Below are 19,322 nucleotides of genomic sequence, written 5' to 3'. Positions count from 1 at the left end.
GATCTCAAAACCCGAAAAACAAAACCCCGACAGTACGAACTGTCGGGGTTTTATGCATATCTAGAACAAGGTCTACTTCTTACCCTGATTCTTGTCCTGGCGGTGCAGAGCGCTCAGCGGCTTGGGCAGCTGAACTGGGTTCCAGGTATTGCTGACCGCTTCAAAGGAGGAGCCAGCACCGGGGTGGCGGTTCGTGGAACGGACACCACCGGTTGCCGTAACGCCGGTCGAGAGCGCCGGGTCGTTCAACGAGGCGATATCCAGAGCATCGAACTCGGAATCGTCCAGGACATCCGGCAGAGGAATCTCTTCGGGAATCGGCTGAGCAGCAGGAGCCTGATGCGCGGGAGCCTGGCGGACAGGCGAACCGTCACGCAGAGCCTGGCGAGCCACCGGCTGGGCCGGCTGAATAGCCGCCTGCTGTGCGGGAGCTGCTACCGGCTGTACAGGAGCCTGTACGGGTGCCTGAGCGGGCTGAGCGGACTGCGCAGACGGCACGGACTGAGCGCGCTGGGGCTGAACAGGCTGGGGCTGAACAGGCTGGGACTGTACGGGCTGGCTCGGAGTAACCGGAGCAACCGGAGCCTGAGCTACCTGAGGCTGTGCCGCAGTACGCGGCGCAGTGGAGGAAGCAGCAGAACCGCTCTCCTGGTCAAAGAGCACGCTACCGCGGCGAATCGGCTGGAAGCGGCTCGGACGCTGCTGGCGGCGCTCCTGACGGTGACCCGCGGGCGCCTCCGCTGGGCGGGCAGAACGGGCAGGTACGGGACGAGCTGCGTGAGAAGACTCAGCTACTACAGGTGCTTCTGCCTGAGTTGCTTCTACCTGGGGTGCCTCTTCAGAAGAGTCCACCGCGATGTGCGCACGGCTCGGGCGCGCCGCCTCACGGGTCACACCGCGCGCAGGCTTGCGGGTAGCGGTCTCACGGGTTGCGGGACGAGCCTGAGACTCAGGCTCTTCAGTAGCTTCAGAATCTGCGTCCTCAGCAGTCGAGTCCTCTACCGACTCGGAAGCGTCATCGTAAGCTTCTTCGCCGTCGGACTCTTCATACGCCTCAGCGTCAGTACCCTCGGCATCTTCTGCTTCTGCCTTGGCGCGGCGCTCATCACGGTTCGCCTTGATCTGGTTGGCAAGAGACTCCAGCAGACCAAAACGGCTTACAGCCCACGCACCGCCGGCAAGAATCAGGAAGAGAACAGCCCAACCCCACGCCAGAACACCAAAGAGAGCCAGAAGACCGGTGACCAGGGCAAGCACGCCCAGGCCAGCCGCGACCAGCAGGGCGATACCGCTCGGGCTCGAAGTATCAAAGTAGGACAGAGGCGAGGGCTTTGCGTCCTCCACGACCGGAATCTCGTCCGTGTACGGGGCAGTCGGGGAAGATTCGCGAATCTGCGAAATAGAAGCCGTATCGGGCGCAGGCTGGGCGGATTCCTCCACCGTGTGGGAGGAACGGGAAGACGCCTGCGGAAGAGCGGAAGAGGGTAGGGAGGTGCCCGGCGCCACCGCATGATCGGAGGACTGGTACGCCTCCGACTCATTCAGCAGCACACCCGCGGAGGCGAGAATATCCTCTGCAGTACGCTCAGCGCTAATCAGGGGACGCTCGGGTTCCATGGCAGGACCAGCGGGCGCGCGACGCAGGCTCCTGGGCACAAACCACAGCAGCAAAATCACGGTCAGAATTACCAACACACCGGAGGTGTTCAAAAGCGTCATATTCAGGTCGCCCTCTATCGTCCCTTTATCCCTAGACTTTAATCATACCCTTATATTCCCAATGCTTTCCATAAGCGGCAAGAATCGGGCTGGATATGCACATATACCCCTGAAGGAATATGCACACTACAACGTCGTCGCGTCCCTGCACAAGGCACACCCTGGGCCCTCGCCCAGTAGCACCCCAAGCACATAATAGACACATACGACGCAAAGGAAGGCGCCCTCCCTTGGGGCTAAAACGCCCCACCGGAAAGAACGCCTTCCTCAGCGTGGTTGGTATTTATCGGTTGCCCTCTTTAGAGAGCGGGTGCAGAGTAATTAGCAGTTCTCTGCAACAAAGTCCTTCAGCCATGCGCGCAGGTCGTCACCGAACTCGGGGCGCTCAGCAGCAAGAATAACGTTTGCCTTCAGGTAGGACAGCTTGTCACCGGTGTCGAAACGGCGGCCGGAGAAGACCACACCGTAGACACCTTCGCCTTCGCCCTCACCCTGAGCCAGAGTCTGCAGAGCGTCGGTCAGCTGAATCTCGCCGCCGCGGCCCGGAGCGGTGTTCTCCAGAACCTCGAAGACCTTCGGGCTCAGAACGTAACGGCCAATCACAGCGTAGTTCGAGGGAGCCTCATCAGCAGCGGGCTTCTCAACCAGACCGGTGATCTTGACGAAACCGTCCTCGCCTTCAACAGCCTCAATAGCAGCTGCACCGTAAGCGGAAATAGCCTCGCGGGGAACCTCCATCAGAGCAACGACGGAACCGCCGGTGCGCTCCTGGACCTCCACCATGCGAGCGAGCAGGTCTTCCTTCTCGTCAATCAGGTCATCGCCGAGCAGAACAGCGAATGCTTCGTCACCAACGTGGCGCTTTGCGCGCAGAACAGCGTGGCCCAGACCCTTGGGGTCGCCCTGACGCACGTAGTGCAGGTCGCCACCCATCTCATTGGTAGCTACCACGGATGCGAGTAGGGCGTCCTTACCCTGCTCAGCGAGCTGCTGCTCCAGAACGGGAACGCGGTCGAAGTGATCCTCGAGAGCGCGCTTGTTACGGCCGGTAATCATCAGAACGTCGTTCAGACCGGCACGGATTGCTTCCTCCACCACGTACTGAATCGCGGGGCGATCAACGACGGGGAGCATTTCCTTGGGGGTTGCCTTCGTTGCGGGCAGGAATCGGGTGCCCAGACCAGCAGCAGGAATAACTGCCTTAGTAACAGACTTAATTTCAGTAGCCATGCCACAAGAATACCCTAAGTTGTAAAGTACTTAAGGCGATTTATAGACACTATGACATGAAAAAATCTTCAACGTGACTAACTACATATCCACAGCGGCCCATTCTTCGGTGTGCAAAGAAAATGCACCCCACAGAACTCAGCACTATTTTTCTCAAACCCTATACTAAAAAGTGGAATCCACGTCCCCGCAGATATAGGTCAATTTTCACCACCCACCAGGGCAGTTTTACCCTGCGCACGGATACCTCTCAGCATAGAGTGAACGCACCTTACTTCCTACGGGACGCGCCACTCCCCAACCCTTCACACAAGACCCGCAACGACGATGGGACACACCATGCACCTCAACACAACCCCCGCCACCAGCAACTCCGACGCCGGTGCCAGCGCAGACGATATCTCCCTAGACAAAGACATTCTCCGCTCCCAAATCCGCCCGCGCCGCCTCACCGCACGCAGCCACCGCGGCGAACACGGACAGCAACATCTGACTGACCTTTTCACCCACCACATTCTCGAGGCGGTTGCGCAGCGGGTCCACTCCCCCGGTACCATTGCGGCGTATCTGCCCACCAAATCTGAGCCGCCCATTGTCCAAGCACTAAACGCTCTCCATGAGCAGGGACACCGCATCCTCGTGCCCGTCGTACGCCCCGGTCGCAAACTCGCCTGGGTGCACTGGGACCCCACCGTTGAGCATCCGCTCAGCCCCATGGGCATCCCCGAACCCGAAGGCGAAGAACAAGACACGCAAGCATTCATTGACGCCGACCTGCGTCTCATCCCCGCCCTTGCTTTTGATGCAGGCGGGCACCGCCTCGGTCAGGGAGGCGGCTACTACGACCGGATTATCCCCCTGCTCAGCGACCAGCAGCTCACCGGCCGGAGCATCGGCATTGTCTTCAGCGACGAAATCTACGAAACCATTCCCTACGACCAGTGGGACGCTATTCTACCGGTGATTCTCACCGAGCGGGGCATTTTCCTCGCTCACCAGCAGGGCTAAAAGCACCCGGCTCACCCACGCCCGATTCGCTCTTGATTGACACTCCGAATCTTTATGCAAAAGCACAAAGATATGCGGGACACACCAACAAAATCACCCAAGAAAAAGGCAAAAAGAAACAGAAATAGCTATTTGAGAAGAAAACGCAAATAGCTCCCAACCTTTCAAAAGCGGTACACTCAAACCACGTTAATAAACCATCCCAGCGAAAACGGATACAGAAGGACAAAATGCCGGTCTACGTTTACCAGTGCAAGAATTGCAACCACGTCTTTGAACAGCGCCAGTCCTTTAGCGACGATGCACTGCGCATCTGCCCGCAGTGCGGCGAAGAAACCCTGCGCAAGCGCTACAACACCGTCGGAGTGACCTTCAAGGGCTCCGGCTTCTACAGCACCGACAAGGGCAACTCCTAAACGGGGTTCCACACCAGCCAAAACAAGGGGCGGGGCAACACAGGTTGCCCCGCCCCTCGGCGTTTAAGAAGCACTCCCGGCTCGGAGGCGCTACACGATATTGTTACCCCAATGCGGAGGACGCTGCTGACTCATCCATTCCAGACGCTCACGCTCCTCCGGGGTCAGCGGCTGCGCGGAAGTAGCCGCTCTCTGAGAACCTGTCTTCGGGGAACCTGCATTCTGCGAGTTCAGGTTCTGAGCATCAGCTTTCTTCGCGGAAGCCCCCGCAGCAGACGAGGCACCCGAAGCCACCACCGGAGGCGTCGTCACACCCACCAGCAGAGGCTCAGCCCCGCTCACCGAGCCGCCGCCGCTCACACGGCGGTGACCGCGGCGAGGCTTCGGCGTCGACGAATAACTAGCCACGGACCTCAGCGCCCTCATCCATATCCAGGTAGTGCAACACGCGCGCCACCACAGCATCCGGGTCAGCGAACACCTCCAGGGTGCCCAGCGTAATGTAGTTCCAGCCCGTGCGGCTCAGACGCTCCGGCAACAGACGGGTACGCTCACGCACCGAAGCACGCGCGTAATTCTGCTCGCCATCAGAGCACGCCACCAGCGGCATAGCCGCCGGAGCACTCGGCTGCGAAGACACCACGGGAGCCACACCCAGCGCGGGCACCGGCTCAGCAGCCAGCTTCTCCGGGGCGTGCGCAATCAGAGCGATATCACCCTCACCGCGGCTCACACGCACACCGCAAGCCTGCAGGCGCGCCACCAAATCGTTCAGCAGCCAGTCACCCAAATCCGGGGTGTCTGCGTCGTCGGCAGCCAAGAATGCGTTACGCGGCAGAGTTTCCGGCACGCGCTGTGCCTTCGCTTCCACCTCTTCACGCGCCTGACGTTCCGCGTGTTCACGCAGCAGGTGGTAGAAATCTACCGCGCCATGATGCAGCTTCTGCGGGTCCAGCTCGGAGGGGTCAATACACGAGACAATGCGCAGGGCACGGCGTGCACGAGTCAACGCCACCACAAAGCCCTGGCGGCCATGCTCAGCAGACAGCTGACCCAAATCGTACGACGCCTGACCCAGTCGGGCACGGCCCACACCCAGAGAGAAAATCACGGTGTCGCGCTCGAGGGTCTCAGCGCGGGTCAGGTCGACCACGCGGAAAGACTCCTCACCAGCGGCGAAGAACGGCGCCAGTTGCGGGTACAGGCTCAGGGCGTGACGCACCGACTCAGCCACACGCTGAGCGTGCTTCGGGCTTGCCGTCACCACCGCCAGCGAACGATCCGGGGTACGGTACGCGTGCTCAAGCACCAGGTTTGTCACGCGCTCCACCTCAACACCGGGCGAATCCAGGTTCGCGTTATCGCTGACCTTACCGCGAGTATCAATGTACTCAACGGTCAGCGAACCGGCAGGCTGAGAGGAGGCGCGGCTCACCGGAGCCGCATGTAGCTGCGAACCGTAGAACTCACGGTTCAGGTAGTCCAGAATCACCGGGTCCATGCTGCGGTGTAGCATCGCCAAGGTGCGGTTGGGCAGTACGGTAGCGAGCACATCGAAGGTGCTGTCCAGCTGCTCGTCGGTCGGCTCGGGCGCACCGAAAGTCGGCGCGGACACGATGAACGGCGAGGGGTAACCCGAATGCGGGTCGCCCAGGGCAATCACCTGGTCGGCGCGGGTAATCGCCGGCAGGTTCGCCGCCAGCGGGGTCGATTCGGAGTCCAGCAACAGCACCGTATCAAAACGCATGGAGGCGGGAACCTTACGCGCCAGGGCGAAGGGGCTCGCAGTCCACAGCGGCAGCAGGGTACGTGCCATCACCGGGGCGTGAGTCAGCAGCTCCTCGAGCACGAACTCGTAGCCGCGCAGCTGGCTCTTCAGGTACGCTGCCTGATCATGCTTAGACTCAATACGCTCAGTCCACACGCGAGCAACCTTCGCCAACAGACGCGCCGGGGCGCTGGTCATGTGGGCGTAGTCGGCACGGCGGAAACGGGACTCCGTATCGCGCAGGCGGTCGCCATCCAGCAGCTTACCCTCGTGATGCTGCAGCAAGAACTCCAGGGCAGACTGCCACCAGGCAAGCTCCAGCTCAGCGGAAACAACCTCGGTCAGAACCTGGCGCGCGTACAGGTCATCGAGCAGCTCCGACAGGCCGCGCTCACGCAGCTTCTGGGTCAGGGCGTCACGCTCGGGCAGGGTCATGAGCAGCACGCGGTCCGCCATGAGGGCGTCCAGGCGCGCATCCAGAGCATCCAGGTCGGTGCGTACAAAATCGGTACCCTCAATGGTGTCAGCCAGGACAATGCCCAGACCCGCCAGCTCAGACACCAGGGAGTTCAGAGCGGCAGCCAGCTGATCCAGGTTCTCCGGAATCTGCGGGGTGCGGGGTGCCTCAATGTGGCGAATCCACTCGGCACGCTCCGCCTGAACCACCTTCAGCTGCTCGTGCAGGTCACCGATATTCACGCCGGGCAGGATGTACTCCTTAGCCGCGCGGCGCAGGCGGGAACGCTGCATACTGCTCATCTCGATGCCGTTCTCACGGCGCCACGAACCGGATGCAGTCGCAGCGATTAGGTCGGTCACCGGGCGGTCATACACGTCCGCGCGGAAACGCTTGAGCGTCTCGCGGATGCGCATCAGAATCGCCAGCTGCGACTCCCACTCAGAGATGGTGCGGCCGCGGCGCAGACCCAGCATAGCGCTGGTCTGGTTCATTGCTTCACGCAGGTTCAGCAAGGAGGACTTGAGGGTAATGACCAGGGCGTACGCCTCGGCGGCTTCCTCGTCATTGACCAGGCGGGCACGGTACCACGGGGAGGTACGCGAAGCCGCCGCAAAACCGTCAATCTCGCCCAAGCGCACCAGCTCGGCGCGCACCTGCTCACGCTCCATGAGCGAGTCGAGCATGGGGCGGTCAAAACGCACGCGGGTTGCCGGGCCGTCCTCGGAGGCGGTCAGCTCAGCCAGACGTTGTAGCGCCGAGTAGACGGAAATCTGCCAGTTAGAATCCTTGTTCAGCAGGGCACGAGTGTGGTCGAGCAGCGCGGCGCGGGTCGCCACGAGCTCTTCGTTCAGGTCCTCGGAGTTCGGCTCTTCGGCGCTCTCGTTGCGCACAATCGCGCGAATGAATTCGGCGCGCTGAGCCTCAGAATCGTGCTCGGCAAGCAGGTCGTAGCGCAGGCTCTCAATGCCGGTGCGCTTGAGCAACGCAGAGAACTCGGCAAGGGTGGAGCGCTTCTCGCCCACGACGAGCACGGACTTACCACGCCCCATCAGGGCGGAAGCAATGTTCACTGCGGTGCGCAGCGGCTCAGTGCCGGGTGCCGCAGTGATAGTGAAGGAGAAGCCGCTGACCGCGGTGTCGATAATCTCCTGGGCGTTGGCGTCAGCGTCCAGCAGGAGCATTTCCTCTGCCGGGTCGCGCTGATCCAGGGGCTGCTGCAGGTTGTGTGCGTTGAGCTCACGCGGCTTCACGCCGGGCACCTTCAACGCCGCCAGGTCACGAACCAGCGGGGTGATGGCGGTGTGCGGCAGCTCGCCCAGGCTTTCCTTTAGGTCAGCGAAGGTGGAGATGAAATACTTCGACTCGATGGTCATGCCCGGAATACGGCCGGCGGAGGCGCGCATACGCTCAATGACCGGCTCGGGGTCCAGACGGGACATGGAGTTCGCCAGCTGCGCCACGTCCATGGTGCCCAGGTCAATGCCGTATTCCTGCTTAATCTGGCGAACCATCGCCGGGTTCAGGCGCGCGGAACCGGCGAGGCGCAGCTCGAAGTCGTCATCCTTCGGGTGCGGGGTGATGCTCAGCGGCGCCATGAGAATCGGCGCGATGAAGCGCTTCTCGTAGGCGGCAGCATCCTCGCGGGTGTCGTGCGATAGCCAGGAGGCGGTACCCGCCACGAAGTAGCCGGAGTCCAGGCCGTGGTCGGTGGCGAGTTCGTAAATCTTGGTGCGCAGGGTGCGTGCGGAGCGCATGCCCGCCTCCAGCTGCGACTTGTCGCGCAGAATCGTCGAGAGGCGGGTCTTACGTCCGGCGAGCAGCTGTGCCAGGCCGGAGGGGTTCGCCTCGGACAGGTCGATGTGCACGTAGTCGACCTGGTTGAAGTCGAGCATCGCGTCGGGGCCGGTGTAGACGTCCATCTGTTCTGCCCAGCGCTCGAGCCCCGCCGAGGGGTCAAAGTCCTCGTGGGCGGGGTTCAGGTGTGCGGGCAGCTCGGCAATGTTGATTTCGTCGGCTACTTCGTGGGTTTCCTCTGCTGAGGTCGCGGCGGCTGCGGCGGGCTGAGTGTTGTCAGCCGGGGTGCCGGGTGCGTGCTGCGCGTCGGTAGGCTCGGGAATCTGGTTCACGTCGTGAGTGTCCTTGTGGGTCAGTGCGGTGTACGTTTGCGCGTACACACCGAAGATGGTGGTTCTTCCGGGGTCCTCTGCCCGGTGTGCCTCATGCTGTGCTTTAAGCGGGGCGGGTGTCAGTGCACGCCCGTATGCTCAATGCTCCTGTGTGCTTAATACGCCGGGTGCTTACTTCGACCACATTGCGATGTTGGCGACGAGCAGCACTACGGTCACCAATACGTAGAAGACCAGGGCAGGCAGAAGCGCCCAACGGTACTTGGGTGCCAGTTCGCCTTCCAGGTTGCCGAAGCGCAGGGAGCGGAAGAGGAAGAAGCTCAGAATCGCGCCGGGCAGGTTACCGATAATGACCAGCAGAATGGTCAGGTACAGGGCGTAGGCTCGTTCGGTGCGTTCATTCTCCGCGCCCGCGAACTTGAGGGTGCCGCCCAGCAGCAGGCTGAGGCAGGCGTTCAGGAACGCCACGGTGAAGAAGGGAATCTTCAGGGCTGCTTGGAAGTCCATCTGGGAGTTCGCTGCGCCCAGTGCAATCCACAGCAGCAACAGCGCAGGGATAATCATGAGGTACCAGAACAGGTACTTACGCATCTTCTCGGTGTTTTCGATGAGCGCGAAAATTGCGGTCACAGGGTGTCTCTTTCAGATGGTCTCAGGCGGATTCGGTCGGATTCAGGAGGAGTGAGTGAAGGAGCAGGTGGGCACAGTAATACCTTGTCAGGCGTCGGTTTCGTCCCCAGCGTTGAGGGCGTCGTCCACCTGGTCCTGCAGGGATTCGCGACGCTCATTTTCAACGTGTTCAATGTAGCGGCGCACGATGTAGTCCAGCAGCACCGACAGCGCCACGAAGGAGTAGTAGGGCTTGCGCTGGGTGCTGATCTGGGTGGGGGTGGTCTGGTAGTGCAGGGAGTACTCGGCGTGCGAGGACATGTAGTTCACACCAATGGCGGTCACCGCAATCATGGGGATGCGGCGTAGCGCCAGCATCTTAATGTGTTCGCGCATGTTCTCGGTCTGGCCGGAGAAGGACACAATGATGACCACGTCGTCCTGGGTCATATTGTTCATGGCGCTTTCGAACTCATTACGTGCCGGGATGACCTGGCAGAACTTACCGCATACCTGCATGGACTTGGTAAATTCCTGCACGGCATTGCGCTGAGCGTAGCCGGTACCGAAGCAGTACACAGTGCGAGCCTCATGGATGCGCTTGAGCAGTCCGCTCAGCTCCATGTGCTCGAGGTAGTCATAGGTGCGCTGAATATCTTCGCGGCCGCTCTCAATGAACCGCGGGTTGAAGGGTTCGCTGCGGTTCAGAGAGGACTTAATGAAGTACTTCAACTCAGCAAATCCGGAGAAGTTCAGCTTCTTCGTCAGGCGAATAATTGAGCTGGTCGAAGTATACGTTTTATGTGCCAAAGAGTTGATCGTTGACTCCGCAACGAACTCTTCATTTTCTAGCATGAATGCCAAAATTTCCCGTTCAGTTTCACTGAACCGGTGCTGGTTCGCATTCACGACGTCTTGTAAATCCACTCAAAGCTCCTGAATCCGATGGTGAGCAATATATAAATAGTACACGCTCTAGGGTCATCGGCCAGGGTGGGTGGGGATGGTCGTCTCTCACGTTGGGTGGGTGCCTCGTGCAGATTTGAGTCCGGGTGCTAGCCCGGGTACAGCTTCGCCGGCGGCATCGGTGTTATCCGATACCGCCGGCGAAGTCTATACCTTATGAGGCGTTATGCCGTCAGGCGGTTGAAAGCTGAGTCCTCTTAGGAGAGGGTCTTAGCTTCGTTCACCATGGTCTCGAAACGCTCGCGAACCTGGGGAACGTCCATGCCGACGATGACCTGGAATGCCTTGCCCTTGCGGACGAGGCCCAGAGCACCTGCATTCTTGAAGTCTGCATCCGAGGGGCTGACGAGGGACTCATCAGCGACGGAGACACGCAGGCGGGTTGCGCAGTTGTTCACGGTGGTGATGTTCTCTGCGCCACCGAGCAGTTCGAGGAAGCCAGCTGCGCGGGGTGCGTAGAGGTCGCCGTCAGCGGACTCAGCAGCTGCGCCGCCCTCCTTCTCAGCAGCCTTAGCTGCCTTGTACTCTGCCTTGCTGTAGAGCTTGGTCTCGCCGCCGTCTTCTTCACGACCGGGGGTCTTGAAGTCGAACTTCAGAATCATGAAGCGGAAGATCAGGAAGTACAGGACGGTGAAGCACAGGCCCACACCAATCTGCATGAGGTAGGTGCCGGAGTGGTTTGCCCACAGCGGGATCCAGTTCTGGAACAGGAAGTCGAGCAGACCGCCACCCATGTAACCAACCAGGCCCAGCTGGTACATGATTGCTGCCATGGATGCTGCCAGGATTGCGTGGACCAGGAACAGCGGGGGTGCCAGGAACAGGAAGGTGAACTCGAGGGGCTCGGTGATACCGATCAGGATCGCGGTGAGGCAGACGGGGATCATCAGAGCAAGAACTTCCTTGCGCTTCTCGGGACGAGCAGTGGTGTAGAACGCCGCTGCGATACCGATGGGTGCAAAGACCTTGGAGTTACCGTGCAGTGCGAAGCCGCCGCCGGGGAACAGTTCCTTCAGGGGCTTGTCGCTCTTTGCGAACTCGGACAGGTGGGTCGGCCAGTCCTTAGCAATACCGTTCGGGGTAACAACGTTACCGAAGACGAACGGGGAGTAGATGAAGTGGTGCAGACCGGTCGGAATCAGGAAGCGCTCGAGGAAGGTGTAAACCCACACGCCGAGTGCGCCGGATGCGATGAAGAAGCCCTGCAGGGAGGAGATGCCGTGCTGAGCGTAGGGCCACAGCCAGGAGAACAGGAATGCGACGGGCATCATCAGGAAGAAGCAGACGCCGTAGACGTACTGGGAACCCTGGAAGATACCGAGGAAGTCGGGCAGCTTCTTGTCGAACCAGCGGTTGTGTACCCACACCACGATTGCGGAGATGATGATTGCACCGAAGATACCGGTGTCCATGGTCTTGATACCGGCGATCATCTTCAGACCGGTACCTGCCGCGCTCTCAGAGATGTCGGTGGTGTAGTCCAGGTCGAAGAAACCGGTGCCGCCCTTGCCCCATACCTTGAGCATGGCGCCGACGAAGTAGTTGAAGGTCAGGTAGACCATTGCAGCTTCCATCACTGCACGTGCGTTAGCGGTCTTTGCCAGTGCAATGGGCAGACCAATCACGAAGAGCAGTTCCATCTGGTTGAAGACGGTCCATGCGCCGGACTCCCAAACGGACCAGAAGTGGTTCCACGCGCTTTCCTTGTCAGCAGCGAGGGGAATCAGGTCGCCGTTCTGTGCAATGATCGCAATACCGACCGCGAGGCCAGCGAATGCGAAGAGAAGAACGGGTGCCAGCATGGCAGAGCCGAACCTCTGTACTTTTTCCATCATGAGGCTATACGCCCTTTCGGGTTGTCGAGTGAGCGGACGCAGGGGTTGGCGATCATTGCCAGCCTGCGATGGTCACGCCGCATCTTTATACCTCCAAACGAAAGTATATGAGACGGGTGCCACATATCCTGCGTGCGCTAAATGCCGAATGTGTTTTAGACAGAAACAATAATGCCAGGTATTACCTACCCGCAGGTACCAAAACTGTGAGTTTTGAAAGAGTTTTTCAGAACCTGAAACATATCCCGGCACTGGTTAAAAATACTTGCTGCAGATGAGACTTTTTCCCTATTACCTAGCGCACAGAATCGATAGCATAAACAGTGCACCCATAGGTCAGAGTGCATAAACACTCACCACCTCAATACGCGGTGCGCATATCATTCTTCAACCTCACACATACCCCGGACTTAATACATGCGCTTCCTCACCCTCAATACGCACAGCTGGTGCGAAATCCACCAGATTGCCAAGATCCGTACCCTCGCCAAGTTCATTATTGAACAGCAGGTGGACGTCATTGCGTTGCAGGAAGTCAACCAGCTCACCTCCACCCCCGTGGTGAAGGAGCCCCTCAACTACCGCGGCGGCGCGGGTATTCCGGTCCGCGAAGACAACTACGCCCTGTTGCTCGTACAGGCGCTCAACGAAATGGGCGCCACCTACGAGTGGACCCTCACCGAAACCCACATCGGCTGGGACCGTTACGACGAATGCGTAGCTATCCTCTCGCGCCTGCCGATTCGCGGCATCAAGCCCATCGACATGTCCCCCGGCTACGGCTACCACCAGGTGCAGCGCCGCGCCGCACAGGCAGCGCTCATCGAAACTGAGACGGGCACCTTCTGGTGCGCCACCACCCACATGTCCTGGTGGGACTTCGACGGCGAACCCCTATTCGCCCAGGAATACGCCCGCCTCTCGCAGGAGCTTGCCGAGTGCGCCCGCACCGCCCCGGTACTGCTCGGCGGCGACTTCAACTCCGCAGCACACCTGAGTGATGAAGGCTACGCGCTGGTCACCTCCAGCGGCATGATTGATACCCGCTCCCTGGCTGAGCACACCGACGGCGAGAACACCGTCCACCGCGAAATCGCCGGTTGGGAAGGTAGCACGGATGCCAAGCGCATCGACTTCGTTTTCGCCGATCGCTTGCTCACGGTCAACTCGCACGCGGTAGTCTTCCGCGACAACTCCCCCGAAGCTATCTCCGACCACAGCGGCCTGCTGCTAGAGATTGACCCTGAAAGCTGGGCACCGGAGAGCATCCTCACGCCCCTCACCAGCCAGTCCTAAAGGGGCATCAGACGTTAGCCGCCCGCAGAGCGGCACCACACAACACTCATCCATACCAAGGGAAGGAAGAACAATGACGACCCAGACCCAGTGGTGGCAGGAACCCGTTGTTTACCAGATTTACCCCCGTTCCTTCAACGACTCCAACGGCGACGGCATCGGCGACCTGCCCGGCATCACCGAGAAGATTCCGTACCTCGCCAACCTGGGTATTCAGGTGCTGTGGCTCTCCCCCATCTACGCGTCCCCGAACGACGACAACGGCTACGACATCTCCGACTACCGTGCGATCATGACCGAGTTCGGCACCATGGAAGACTTCGATGAGCTGCTCGAAACCGCGCACAAGCACGGCATCAAGCTCATGATGGACCTGGTCGTCAACCACACTTCCGACGAGCACGAATGGTTCAAGCAGGCACGCTCTTCCAAGGACAACCCCTACCGCGACTACTACATCTGGCGCGACCCGAAGGGCTTCGACGAGGACGGCAAGCCGATTCCTCCGAACAACTGGATTTCCTGCTTCAGCCCCTCCGTATGGGAATGGGACGAGGCAACCGGCCAGTTCTACCTGCACTACTTCTCCATCAAGCAGCCCGACCTGAACTGGGAGAACCCGAAGGTCCGCGAAGAGGTCTACGACATCATGCGCTTCTGGCTGGACAAGGGCGTGGACGGCTTCCGCATGGACGTCATCAACCTGATTTCCAAGGACCTCTCCTTCCCCGAGGATCCCGCAGTTCTGGCTGGCGGCCTCGACAACTCCCTGGCTGTCGCAGCCAACGGCCCGCGCGTGCACGAATTCCTGCAGGAAATGAACCGCGAGGTGCTCAGCAAGTACCCGGTCATGACCGTGGGCGAAACCCCCTGCGTGACCGTGGACGACGCCGCGCTCTACACCGGTTTCGACCGCAACGAGCTGCAGATGGTGTTCCAGTTCGAGCACATGGATGTGGACGCCTCCGAGGGCGGCGTGACCGGCAAGTGGTCCGACCGCCGCTTCGACCTGGTGGACCTCAAGAAGGTCCTGACCCACTGGCAGGAGGGCCTGCACGGCCGCGGCTGGAACTCGCTGTACTGGAACAACCACGACCAGCCCCGCACCGTCTCGCGCTTCGGTAACGACTCCCCCGAGTACCGCACCGTCAGCGCCAAGATGCTGGGCACCGTGCTACACCTGATGCAGGGCACCCCCTACATCTACCAGGGTGAAGAGCTGGGCATGACCAACGTCTTCTTCGACGATGTGAAGGACTACAACGACCTGGAGATTCACGACTCCTGGCGCAAGTACGTTGAAGAGTCGGGCCGCGTCTCCGCCGAGGACATGCTGCGTTACATCAGCGCCTCCGGCCGCGACAACGCACGCACCCCCATGCAGTGGACCGCCGGCGAGAACGCAGGCTTCACCACCGGCACCCCGTGGCTGAAGCTGAACCCGCGCTACACCGAAATCAACGCAGAAGCAGAGCTCGCTAACCCGGATTCCGTGTTCTACCACTACCGCGACCTGATTAGCCTGCGCCGCGAGCACCCGATCGTCCTGACCGGTGAGTACCGCCTCCTGGATGAAGAGGACGAGCAGGTCTACGCCTACCTGCGCGTGAACTCCGACGAGGACGCAGCCGCAACCGGCGAGCGCGCCCTGCTGGTGGTCGCTAACTTCACCGATGACACCGTTCAGCTGAACTACGCGGGCGGCAACCTGGATTCGGTGGTGTTGACCAACTCGCAGGCTCTCTCCCCGACCGAGCTGAAGGCTATCGAGAACACCCCGAAGCTGATTAGCTCGAACTACCGCGATGAGAACCGCGAGTTCACCGACGAGGGCACCCTGCTACGTCCCTACGAGGCGAAGGTTTACCTCTTCGGAAACGCTAAGTAGGCACGCCCAAAAAATGTAATGCGCGAGGGGGATTCGGCACAGACATTCCGGTCCCCCTCGCCCTATACTTCAATCACAGACACCTTTTTCCTCTTCGGCGTAACCCGCCGGTACAGAAAGGCAATTATGAGCAACTCCGAGGCATACGAGGTTCCCTCCTACGAGGGCCGCCAGTGGTGGAAGGAAGCCGTGGTGTACCAGGTGTACCCCCGCTCCTTCAACGATGCAAACGGCGACGGCATCGGTGACCTGAAGGGTATCACCGAGAAGCTGCCCTACCTGGCTAAGCTGGGCATCAACGTCATCTGGCTCTCCCCCGTGTTCGATTCGCCGAACGTGGATAACGGCTACGACATCTCTGACTACTTCGCCATCATGAGTGACTTCGGCACCATGGAAGACTTCGACGAGATGCTTGAGACCGCCCACAAGCACGGCATCAAGATCCTCATGGACCTGGTCGCAAACCACACCTCCGACCAGCACCCCTGGTTCAAGGAGTCCCGTTCCTCCAAGGACAACCCCTACCGCGACTACTACATTTGGAAGGATCCGAAGGGCTTCGACGAGGACGGCAAGCCGATTCCTCCGAACAACTGGGCGTCCGAGTTCGGTGGCCCGGCGTGGGAGTGGGACGAGGCGACCGGCCAGTTCTACCTGCACATCTTCTTCAAGGAACAGCCCGACCTGAACTGGGAGAACGAGAAGGTTCGCGAGGACCTGTACTCCATGGTTCGCTGGTGGTTGGACAAGGGCGTTGACGGCTTCCGCCTGGACGCTATCAACATCATCTCCAAGCCCGAGGGCTTCCCGGATGACCCCTCCACCGACTTTGAGAAGCACACCTCCTCGATTCCGTTCGTCATCTCCAACGGCACCATGGTGCACCCGTGGATGAAGGAGCTCACCCGCGAGACCTTCAGCCGCTACGACGTGATGACCGTGGGCGAGACCAGCGCAACCAGCCCCGAGGACGCTAAGCTGTGGGCTGGCTACCACACCGGTGAGCTGAACATGATCTTCCACTTCGATCACATGGGCGTGGATAACGACCCGAACGGCTCTCTGGGCGGTAAGTGGTCCTACGCGCCGTACAAGCTGACCGAGCTCAAGAGCATCCTGAACGACTGGCAGACCACCCTGGAGGGCAACGCCTGGGGTTCGCTGTACTGGAACAACCACGACCAGCCGCGCGTGGTTTCCCGTTTCGGTAACGATTCGGATGAGTTCCGCACCCTGTCCGCTAAGCAGCTGGCGACCACCCTGCATTTCATGCAGGGCACCCCGTACATCTACCAGGGTGAAGAAATCGGCATGACCAACGTGAAGTTCGATTCGATTGAGGATTACCGCGATGGTGACTCAATTCGTTTCTACGAGGACATGCACGTTGACCACAAGCGTCTGAGCCACGAAGAGGCGATGCAGGCTATCTACATCAAGGGCCGCGACAACGCTCGTACCCCGGTTCAGTGGGATGCTTCCGCTAACGGTGGTTTCAGCCCCGAGGGTGTGACCCCGTGGATTGCTGTGAACCCGAATTACCCGGCGATTAACGCTGAGGCTGTTCTGGCCGATGAGGACTCGGTCTTCTACCACTACCAGCAGCTGGTGGCTCTGCGCCGCGGTGAGCTGAAGGATCTGATGGTTTACGCGTCCTTCGCTCCGGTGGATTCGGTTCAGGTTCCGCACAACGAGGACGAGGCCGTGTACGCGTACACCCGTACCGGTGGCGCTGACGGTTCCCCCGCGAACGAGTCCCTGCTGGTTGTTTCGAACTTCACCGCCGAGGAGCAGGAGCGTGACTTCGCTGTACTTGCTGAGGCTCGTGAGGCGGGCGCTCGTGTTGAGCTGGTGAGCTCGAACTACAAGGACGATGCGGGTTCGACCCTGCGCCCCTACGAGGCAAAGGTGTACCACATCGTACGCTAAGCGCTGTAGCTCGTTGAGTGCTACCGCGTGCCGATAAGGTGAATAGACAGTAGAAGGAGGGTGAGGCTTATGCCCCGCCCTCCTTTTGCTGTCTTCTTGGTTGTCTCAGCGTGCTTTCTTGGCTCTAATTAGCTGGCGAACACGAGCTGCAGAACCGGCACGGCAAGCGCAATCATTCCCACGCTGACGACCGCCCCGGCGGCAATGACGGGGGCGGCGGTGCCTTCGTGCCGGTAGTGGGTTTCCAGGATGACGATGTTCGCGGCTGGCGGCAGAACCGCAAGGATGAAGAGCACCTGCGGATGCGCCAGCAGCTGGTCGAAGTGCACTCCCGCCGCATCGTGCGCCCAGCGGGCAAGCGCCAGCACGCCGACGCTGTAGACGCTCACGAGTACGGCGCGTAGGAGTGCCCATCCGGCGGCGCGGGCCAGGTCTGCGCGGTGCAGTTTGGCGGCGCCGAGCCACATGCCCAGCACGATCATTCCGATAAAGCTGAAAACCCAGGTCAGTACCCGGTAGAAGCCCGCCCCGTGCTGGCTCAGAAAGGGCCCGGCGGGCAGGCAGAGCAGTCCCACCACCACGGCGATGACGGGCGGGCTCGTGCGCAGCCCCTGCAATACTCTACGGACGGTTGCGAGGTGGCTCGCGGCGGTTGCCGTACGGGGCGATGAATTCTCCCCGCTATCGCCCCTAGCATCACCGCGTAGCAGCGAGGTTCCCAGGATATTGCCCATGATGGAGTTACCAATATACGCGCCAATGTACACGCACACGGCTTCTTCACCCCAGAATCCGGCAACCACGGGGATACCGAAGAGCCCCGCGTTCAGGTAGACGAAGGCGAGCTTCTGCACGGGGTCGCCGGTGATGCGCCCGGCGCAGAGCACGCCGAGAACCATCAATACCATGGTGGAGGCGGCGACAAAGAACAGTTCGGGGCGGCTGGTGGCGACGGTGTAGATGATGACGGCGGGGATAATCCAGCGGGTCAGCAGGGTTGAGGCGCCTTCTTTGAGGCGGGTGCTCCAGCGTTCGGGTAGCAATAGCGCGAGCCCCAGACCTATGCCTAGGTAGATGAGTGGGAGGATAATTCCCATGCTCGTTCCTTTCGCTGTAGCTCTGCTGTTTTTCGCCGCGATGGGGTGTGTCTAATAACCCTACCCTGAACCTTCAGGTTGAGGTTGACTATTTTTTCTCTGTGGTTTTCGGTTTTTTCGCGTCATATTGCATCATATTCCGCTAAACCCTCGTTTTTTATGCGGTTCGCTTCTAGTCTTGAAATATAGAAAGAATATGTCCTCACCGTATTCTTTCAATCTATCGCCGACACTCATTTTCTCGCATCATTAGACGCGCTGTTGTTTCTTCTCATGCGAGGTTTATACGCTCAGGAGCCCGCAATGCAGCAACCGTATCTTTCTTCTCCTCCCGAATCTGGAGGCGTCCCCCACCATTCTGTGAAGGCCCCCGCGAAGACGCAGGGTCAGCACGCCGGTGTGCATATTCCGTGGCGTTCTTCTGTGGCTTCCTCAGCCCCTAATACTTCGAGTATGGTGGTTGAGGCTACCGCGGCTTCTGCTGCGCCCGTAGCGCCTGTGAGCGGTCCTGAGCGTACGTTTAGGGTCCCGCACCCGGTGCTGAGTGCTATCTCATGGCTGATTGCGGCCGCGAGCGCTGCATGGCTTGTGATTCTGGGCGTCTCGTTGGCGTTGAATGTCGCTTCGGGTGTGAGTCACGATTCTGAGTTTATGATGCTGACCTACGGCGTGTACATGGCGTGCGCATTTGGGTTCTGCTGTTTTGGCACGTTTTTTGCTCTGCATTTTGGCCTGGGCTCGAGCGCGCATTGGCGTGATTCGATTCGTCACCCGCATCACCCGCACTAAAAAGGTTTATTTCTTGGTGTAGTTTTTTAGGGCATTTATTTGGAGTGCGTTTTTATTTAGACTCGCAGTTTAAATAAATAGACGATTTTTTATAAATTCAAAAAAATATCCGCTCAGAATTTTCTACATAGTCTCATACAAGAAGCCGCCCGGCGCATCCACAACAGGATGCACCGGGCGGCT

Annotated in this window: 14 protein-coding genes; 6 read left to right on the top strand and 8 right to left on the bottom strand. The window is 59.9% G+C overall.

Features of this window, described 5'->3' with window-relative positions; all coding sequences use genetic code 11:
• Positions 1-72: 72 nt before the first annotated feature.
• Positions 73-1,719 (bottom strand): hypothetical protein, encoded by a 1,647-nt coding sequence (locus QZ540_RS05800; protein ID WP_294628376.1) that lies wholly within the window; start codon positions 1,717-1,719, stop codon positions 73-75.
• A 321-nt stretch (positions 1,720-2,040) separates the two neighbouring features.
• The gene (gene galU / locus QZ540_RS05795) at positions 2,041-2,949 is read right to left on the bottom strand and encodes a UTP--glucose-1-phosphate uridylyltransferase GalU (RefSeq protein ID WP_005508447.1); all 909 of its coding nucleotides are present in this window, start codon (positions 2,947-2,949) and stop codon (positions 2,041-2,043) included.
• Between the two features lie 339 nt (positions 2,950-3,288).
• On the opposite strand from galU, the gene QZ540_RS05790 reads away from it, so the two are divergent.
• Together QZ540_RS05790 and QZ540_RS05785 are read left to right on the top strand one after the other, a co-directional pair.
• Positions 3,289-3,957 carry a 5-formyltetrahydrofolate cyclo-ligase gene (locus tag QZ540_RS05790; RefSeq protein WP_239665124.1) on the top strand — a complete coding sequence of 223 codons (669 nt, stop codon included), beginning with the start codon at positions 3,289-3,291 and terminating at the stop codon, positions 3,955-3,957.
• A gap of 230 nt (positions 3,958-4,187) precedes the next feature.
• Positions 4,188-4,373: an FmdB family zinc ribbon protein gene (locus tag QZ540_RS05785; protein WP_005508445.1), complete on the top strand. Its 186-nt coding sequence runs from the start codon at positions 4,188-4,190 to the stop codon at positions 4,371-4,373.
• A 90-nt stretch (positions 4,374-4,463) separates the two neighbouring features.
• Here the strand turns inward: QZ540_RS05785 and QZ540_RS05780 are convergent, their stop codons facing one another.
• The 5 genes from QZ540_RS05780 to QZ540_RS05760 form a co-directional block, all read right to left on the bottom strand.
• The gene (locus tag QZ540_RS05780; protein ID WP_141752940.1) at positions 4,464-4,781 is read right to left on the bottom strand and encodes a hypothetical protein; all 318 of its coding nucleotides are present in this window, start codon (positions 4,779-4,781) and stop codon (positions 4,464-4,466) included.
• Entirely contained in the window at positions 4,774-8,775 is a 4,002-nt protein-coding gene (locus QZ540_RS05775; RefSeq protein ID WP_294628373.1) for a DEAD/DEAH box helicase, read from the bottom strand. The genes QZ540_RS05780 and QZ540_RS05775 overlap by 8 nt, the downstream gene beginning before the upstream one ends.
• Before the next feature lie 123 nt (positions 8,776-8,898).
• Positions 8,899-9,357, bottom strand: a complete 459-nt coding sequence (locus QZ540_RS05770) for a cell shape determination protein CcmA (RefSeq protein ID WP_070642894.1) — start codon at positions 9,355-9,357, stop codon at positions 8,899-8,901.
• Positions 9,358-9,444: 87 nt separating this feature from the next.
• Positions 9,445-10,245 carry a MurR/RpiR family transcriptional regulator gene (locus tag QZ540_RS05765; protein WP_231840311.1) on the bottom strand — a complete coding sequence of 267 codons (801 nt, stop codon included), beginning with the start codon at positions 10,243-10,245 and terminating at the stop codon, positions 9,445-9,447.
• Between the two features lie 254 nt (positions 10,246-10,499).
• A complete protein-coding gene (locus QZ540_RS05760; protein WP_294628378.1) occupies positions 10,500-12,134 on the bottom strand; it encodes an alpha-glucoside-specific PTS transporter subunit IIBC in 1,635 nt (544 codons plus the stop codon).
• A 420-nt stretch (positions 12,135-12,554) separates the two neighbouring features.
• On the opposite strand from QZ540_RS05760, the gene QZ540_RS05755 reads away from it, so the two are divergent.
• From QZ540_RS05755 to QZ540_RS05745, 3 genes are all read left to right on the top strand, one after another.
• Positions 12,555-13,433: an endonuclease/exonuclease/phosphatase family protein gene (locus QZ540_RS05755; protein WP_294628370.1), complete on the top strand. Its 879-nt coding sequence runs from the start codon at positions 12,555-12,557 to the stop codon at positions 13,431-13,433.
• A 73-nt stretch (positions 13,434-13,506) separates the two neighbouring features.
• The gene (locus tag QZ540_RS05750; protein ID WP_294628368.1) at positions 13,507-15,321 is read left to right on the top strand and encodes an alpha-glucosidase; all 1,815 of its coding nucleotides are present in this window, start codon (positions 13,507-13,509) and stop codon (positions 15,319-15,321) included.
• Between the two features lie 126 nt (positions 15,322-15,447).
• A complete protein-coding gene (locus QZ540_RS05745) occupies positions 15,448-17,253 on the top strand; it encodes an alpha-glucosidase (protein WP_294628366.1) in 1,806 nt (601 codons plus the stop codon).
• Between the two features lie 128 nt (positions 17,254-17,381).
• Here QZ540_RS05745 and QZ540_RS05740 read toward each other — a convergent pair whose 3' ends face one another.
• Positions 17,382-18,350: an AEC family transporter gene (locus tag QZ540_RS05740; RefSeq protein WP_294628364.1), complete on the bottom strand. Its 969-nt coding sequence runs from the start codon at positions 18,348-18,350 to the stop codon at positions 17,382-17,384.
• A 303-nt stretch (positions 18,351-18,653) separates the two neighbouring features.
• Here QZ540_RS05740 and QZ540_RS05735 point away from each other — a divergent pair, with 303 nt between their 5' ends.
• Positions 18,654-19,139 (top strand): hypothetical protein, encoded by a 486-nt coding sequence (locus QZ540_RS05735; protein ID WP_294628362.1) that lies wholly within the window; start codon positions 18,654-18,656, stop codon positions 19,137-19,139.
• The last annotated feature ends 183 nt before the right edge of the window (positions 19,140-19,322 follow it).

The organism is uncultured Rothia sp. (assembly GCF_916049665.1).
Classification (GTDB): Bacteria; Actinomycetota; Actinomycetes; order Actinomycetales; family Micrococcaceae; genus Rothia.
This window is presented reverse-complemented; position numbering and strand designations above follow the sequence as displayed.

Bases quoted from the DNA above. Each gene is read 5' to 3' on its own strand.
- QZ540_RS05800 (WP_294628376.1), bottom strand. From the start codon at position 1,719: ATGACGCTTTTGAACACCTCCGGTGTGTTGGTAATTCTGACCGTGATT.
- galU (WP_005508447.1), bottom strand. From the start codon at position 2,949: ATGGCTACTGAAATTAAGTCTGTTACTAAGGCAGTTATTCCTGCTGCT.
- QZ540_RS05790 (WP_239665124.1), top strand. From the start codon at position 3,289: ATGCACCTCAACACAACCCCCGCCACCAGCAACTCCGACGCCGGTGCC.
- QZ540_RS05785 (WP_005508445.1), top strand. From the start codon at position 4,188: ATGCCGGTCTACGTTTACCAGTGCAAGAATTGCAACCACGTCTTTGAA.
- QZ540_RS05760 (WP_294628378.1), bottom strand. From the start codon at position 12,134: ATGGAAAAAGTACAGAGGTTCGGCTCTGCCATGCTGGCACCCGTTCTT.
- QZ540_RS05755 (WP_294628370.1), top strand. From the start codon at position 12,555: ATGCGCTTCCTCACCCTCAATACGCACAGCTGGTGCGAAATCCACCAG.
- QZ540_RS05750 (WP_294628368.1), top strand. From the start codon at position 13,507: ATGACGACCCAGACCCAGTGGTGGCAGGAACCCGTTGTTTACCAGATT.
- QZ540_RS05745 (WP_294628366.1), top strand. From the start codon at position 15,448: ATGAGCAACTCCGAGGCATACGAGGTTCCCTCCTACGAGGGCCGCCAG.
- QZ540_RS05740 (WP_294628364.1), bottom strand. From the start codon at position 18,350: ATGGGAATTATCCTCCCACTCATCTACCTAGGCATAGGTCTGGGGCTC.
- QZ540_RS05735 (WP_294628362.1), top strand. From the start codon at position 18,654: ATGCAGCAACCGTATCTTTCTTCTCCTCCCGAATCTGGAGGCGTCCCC.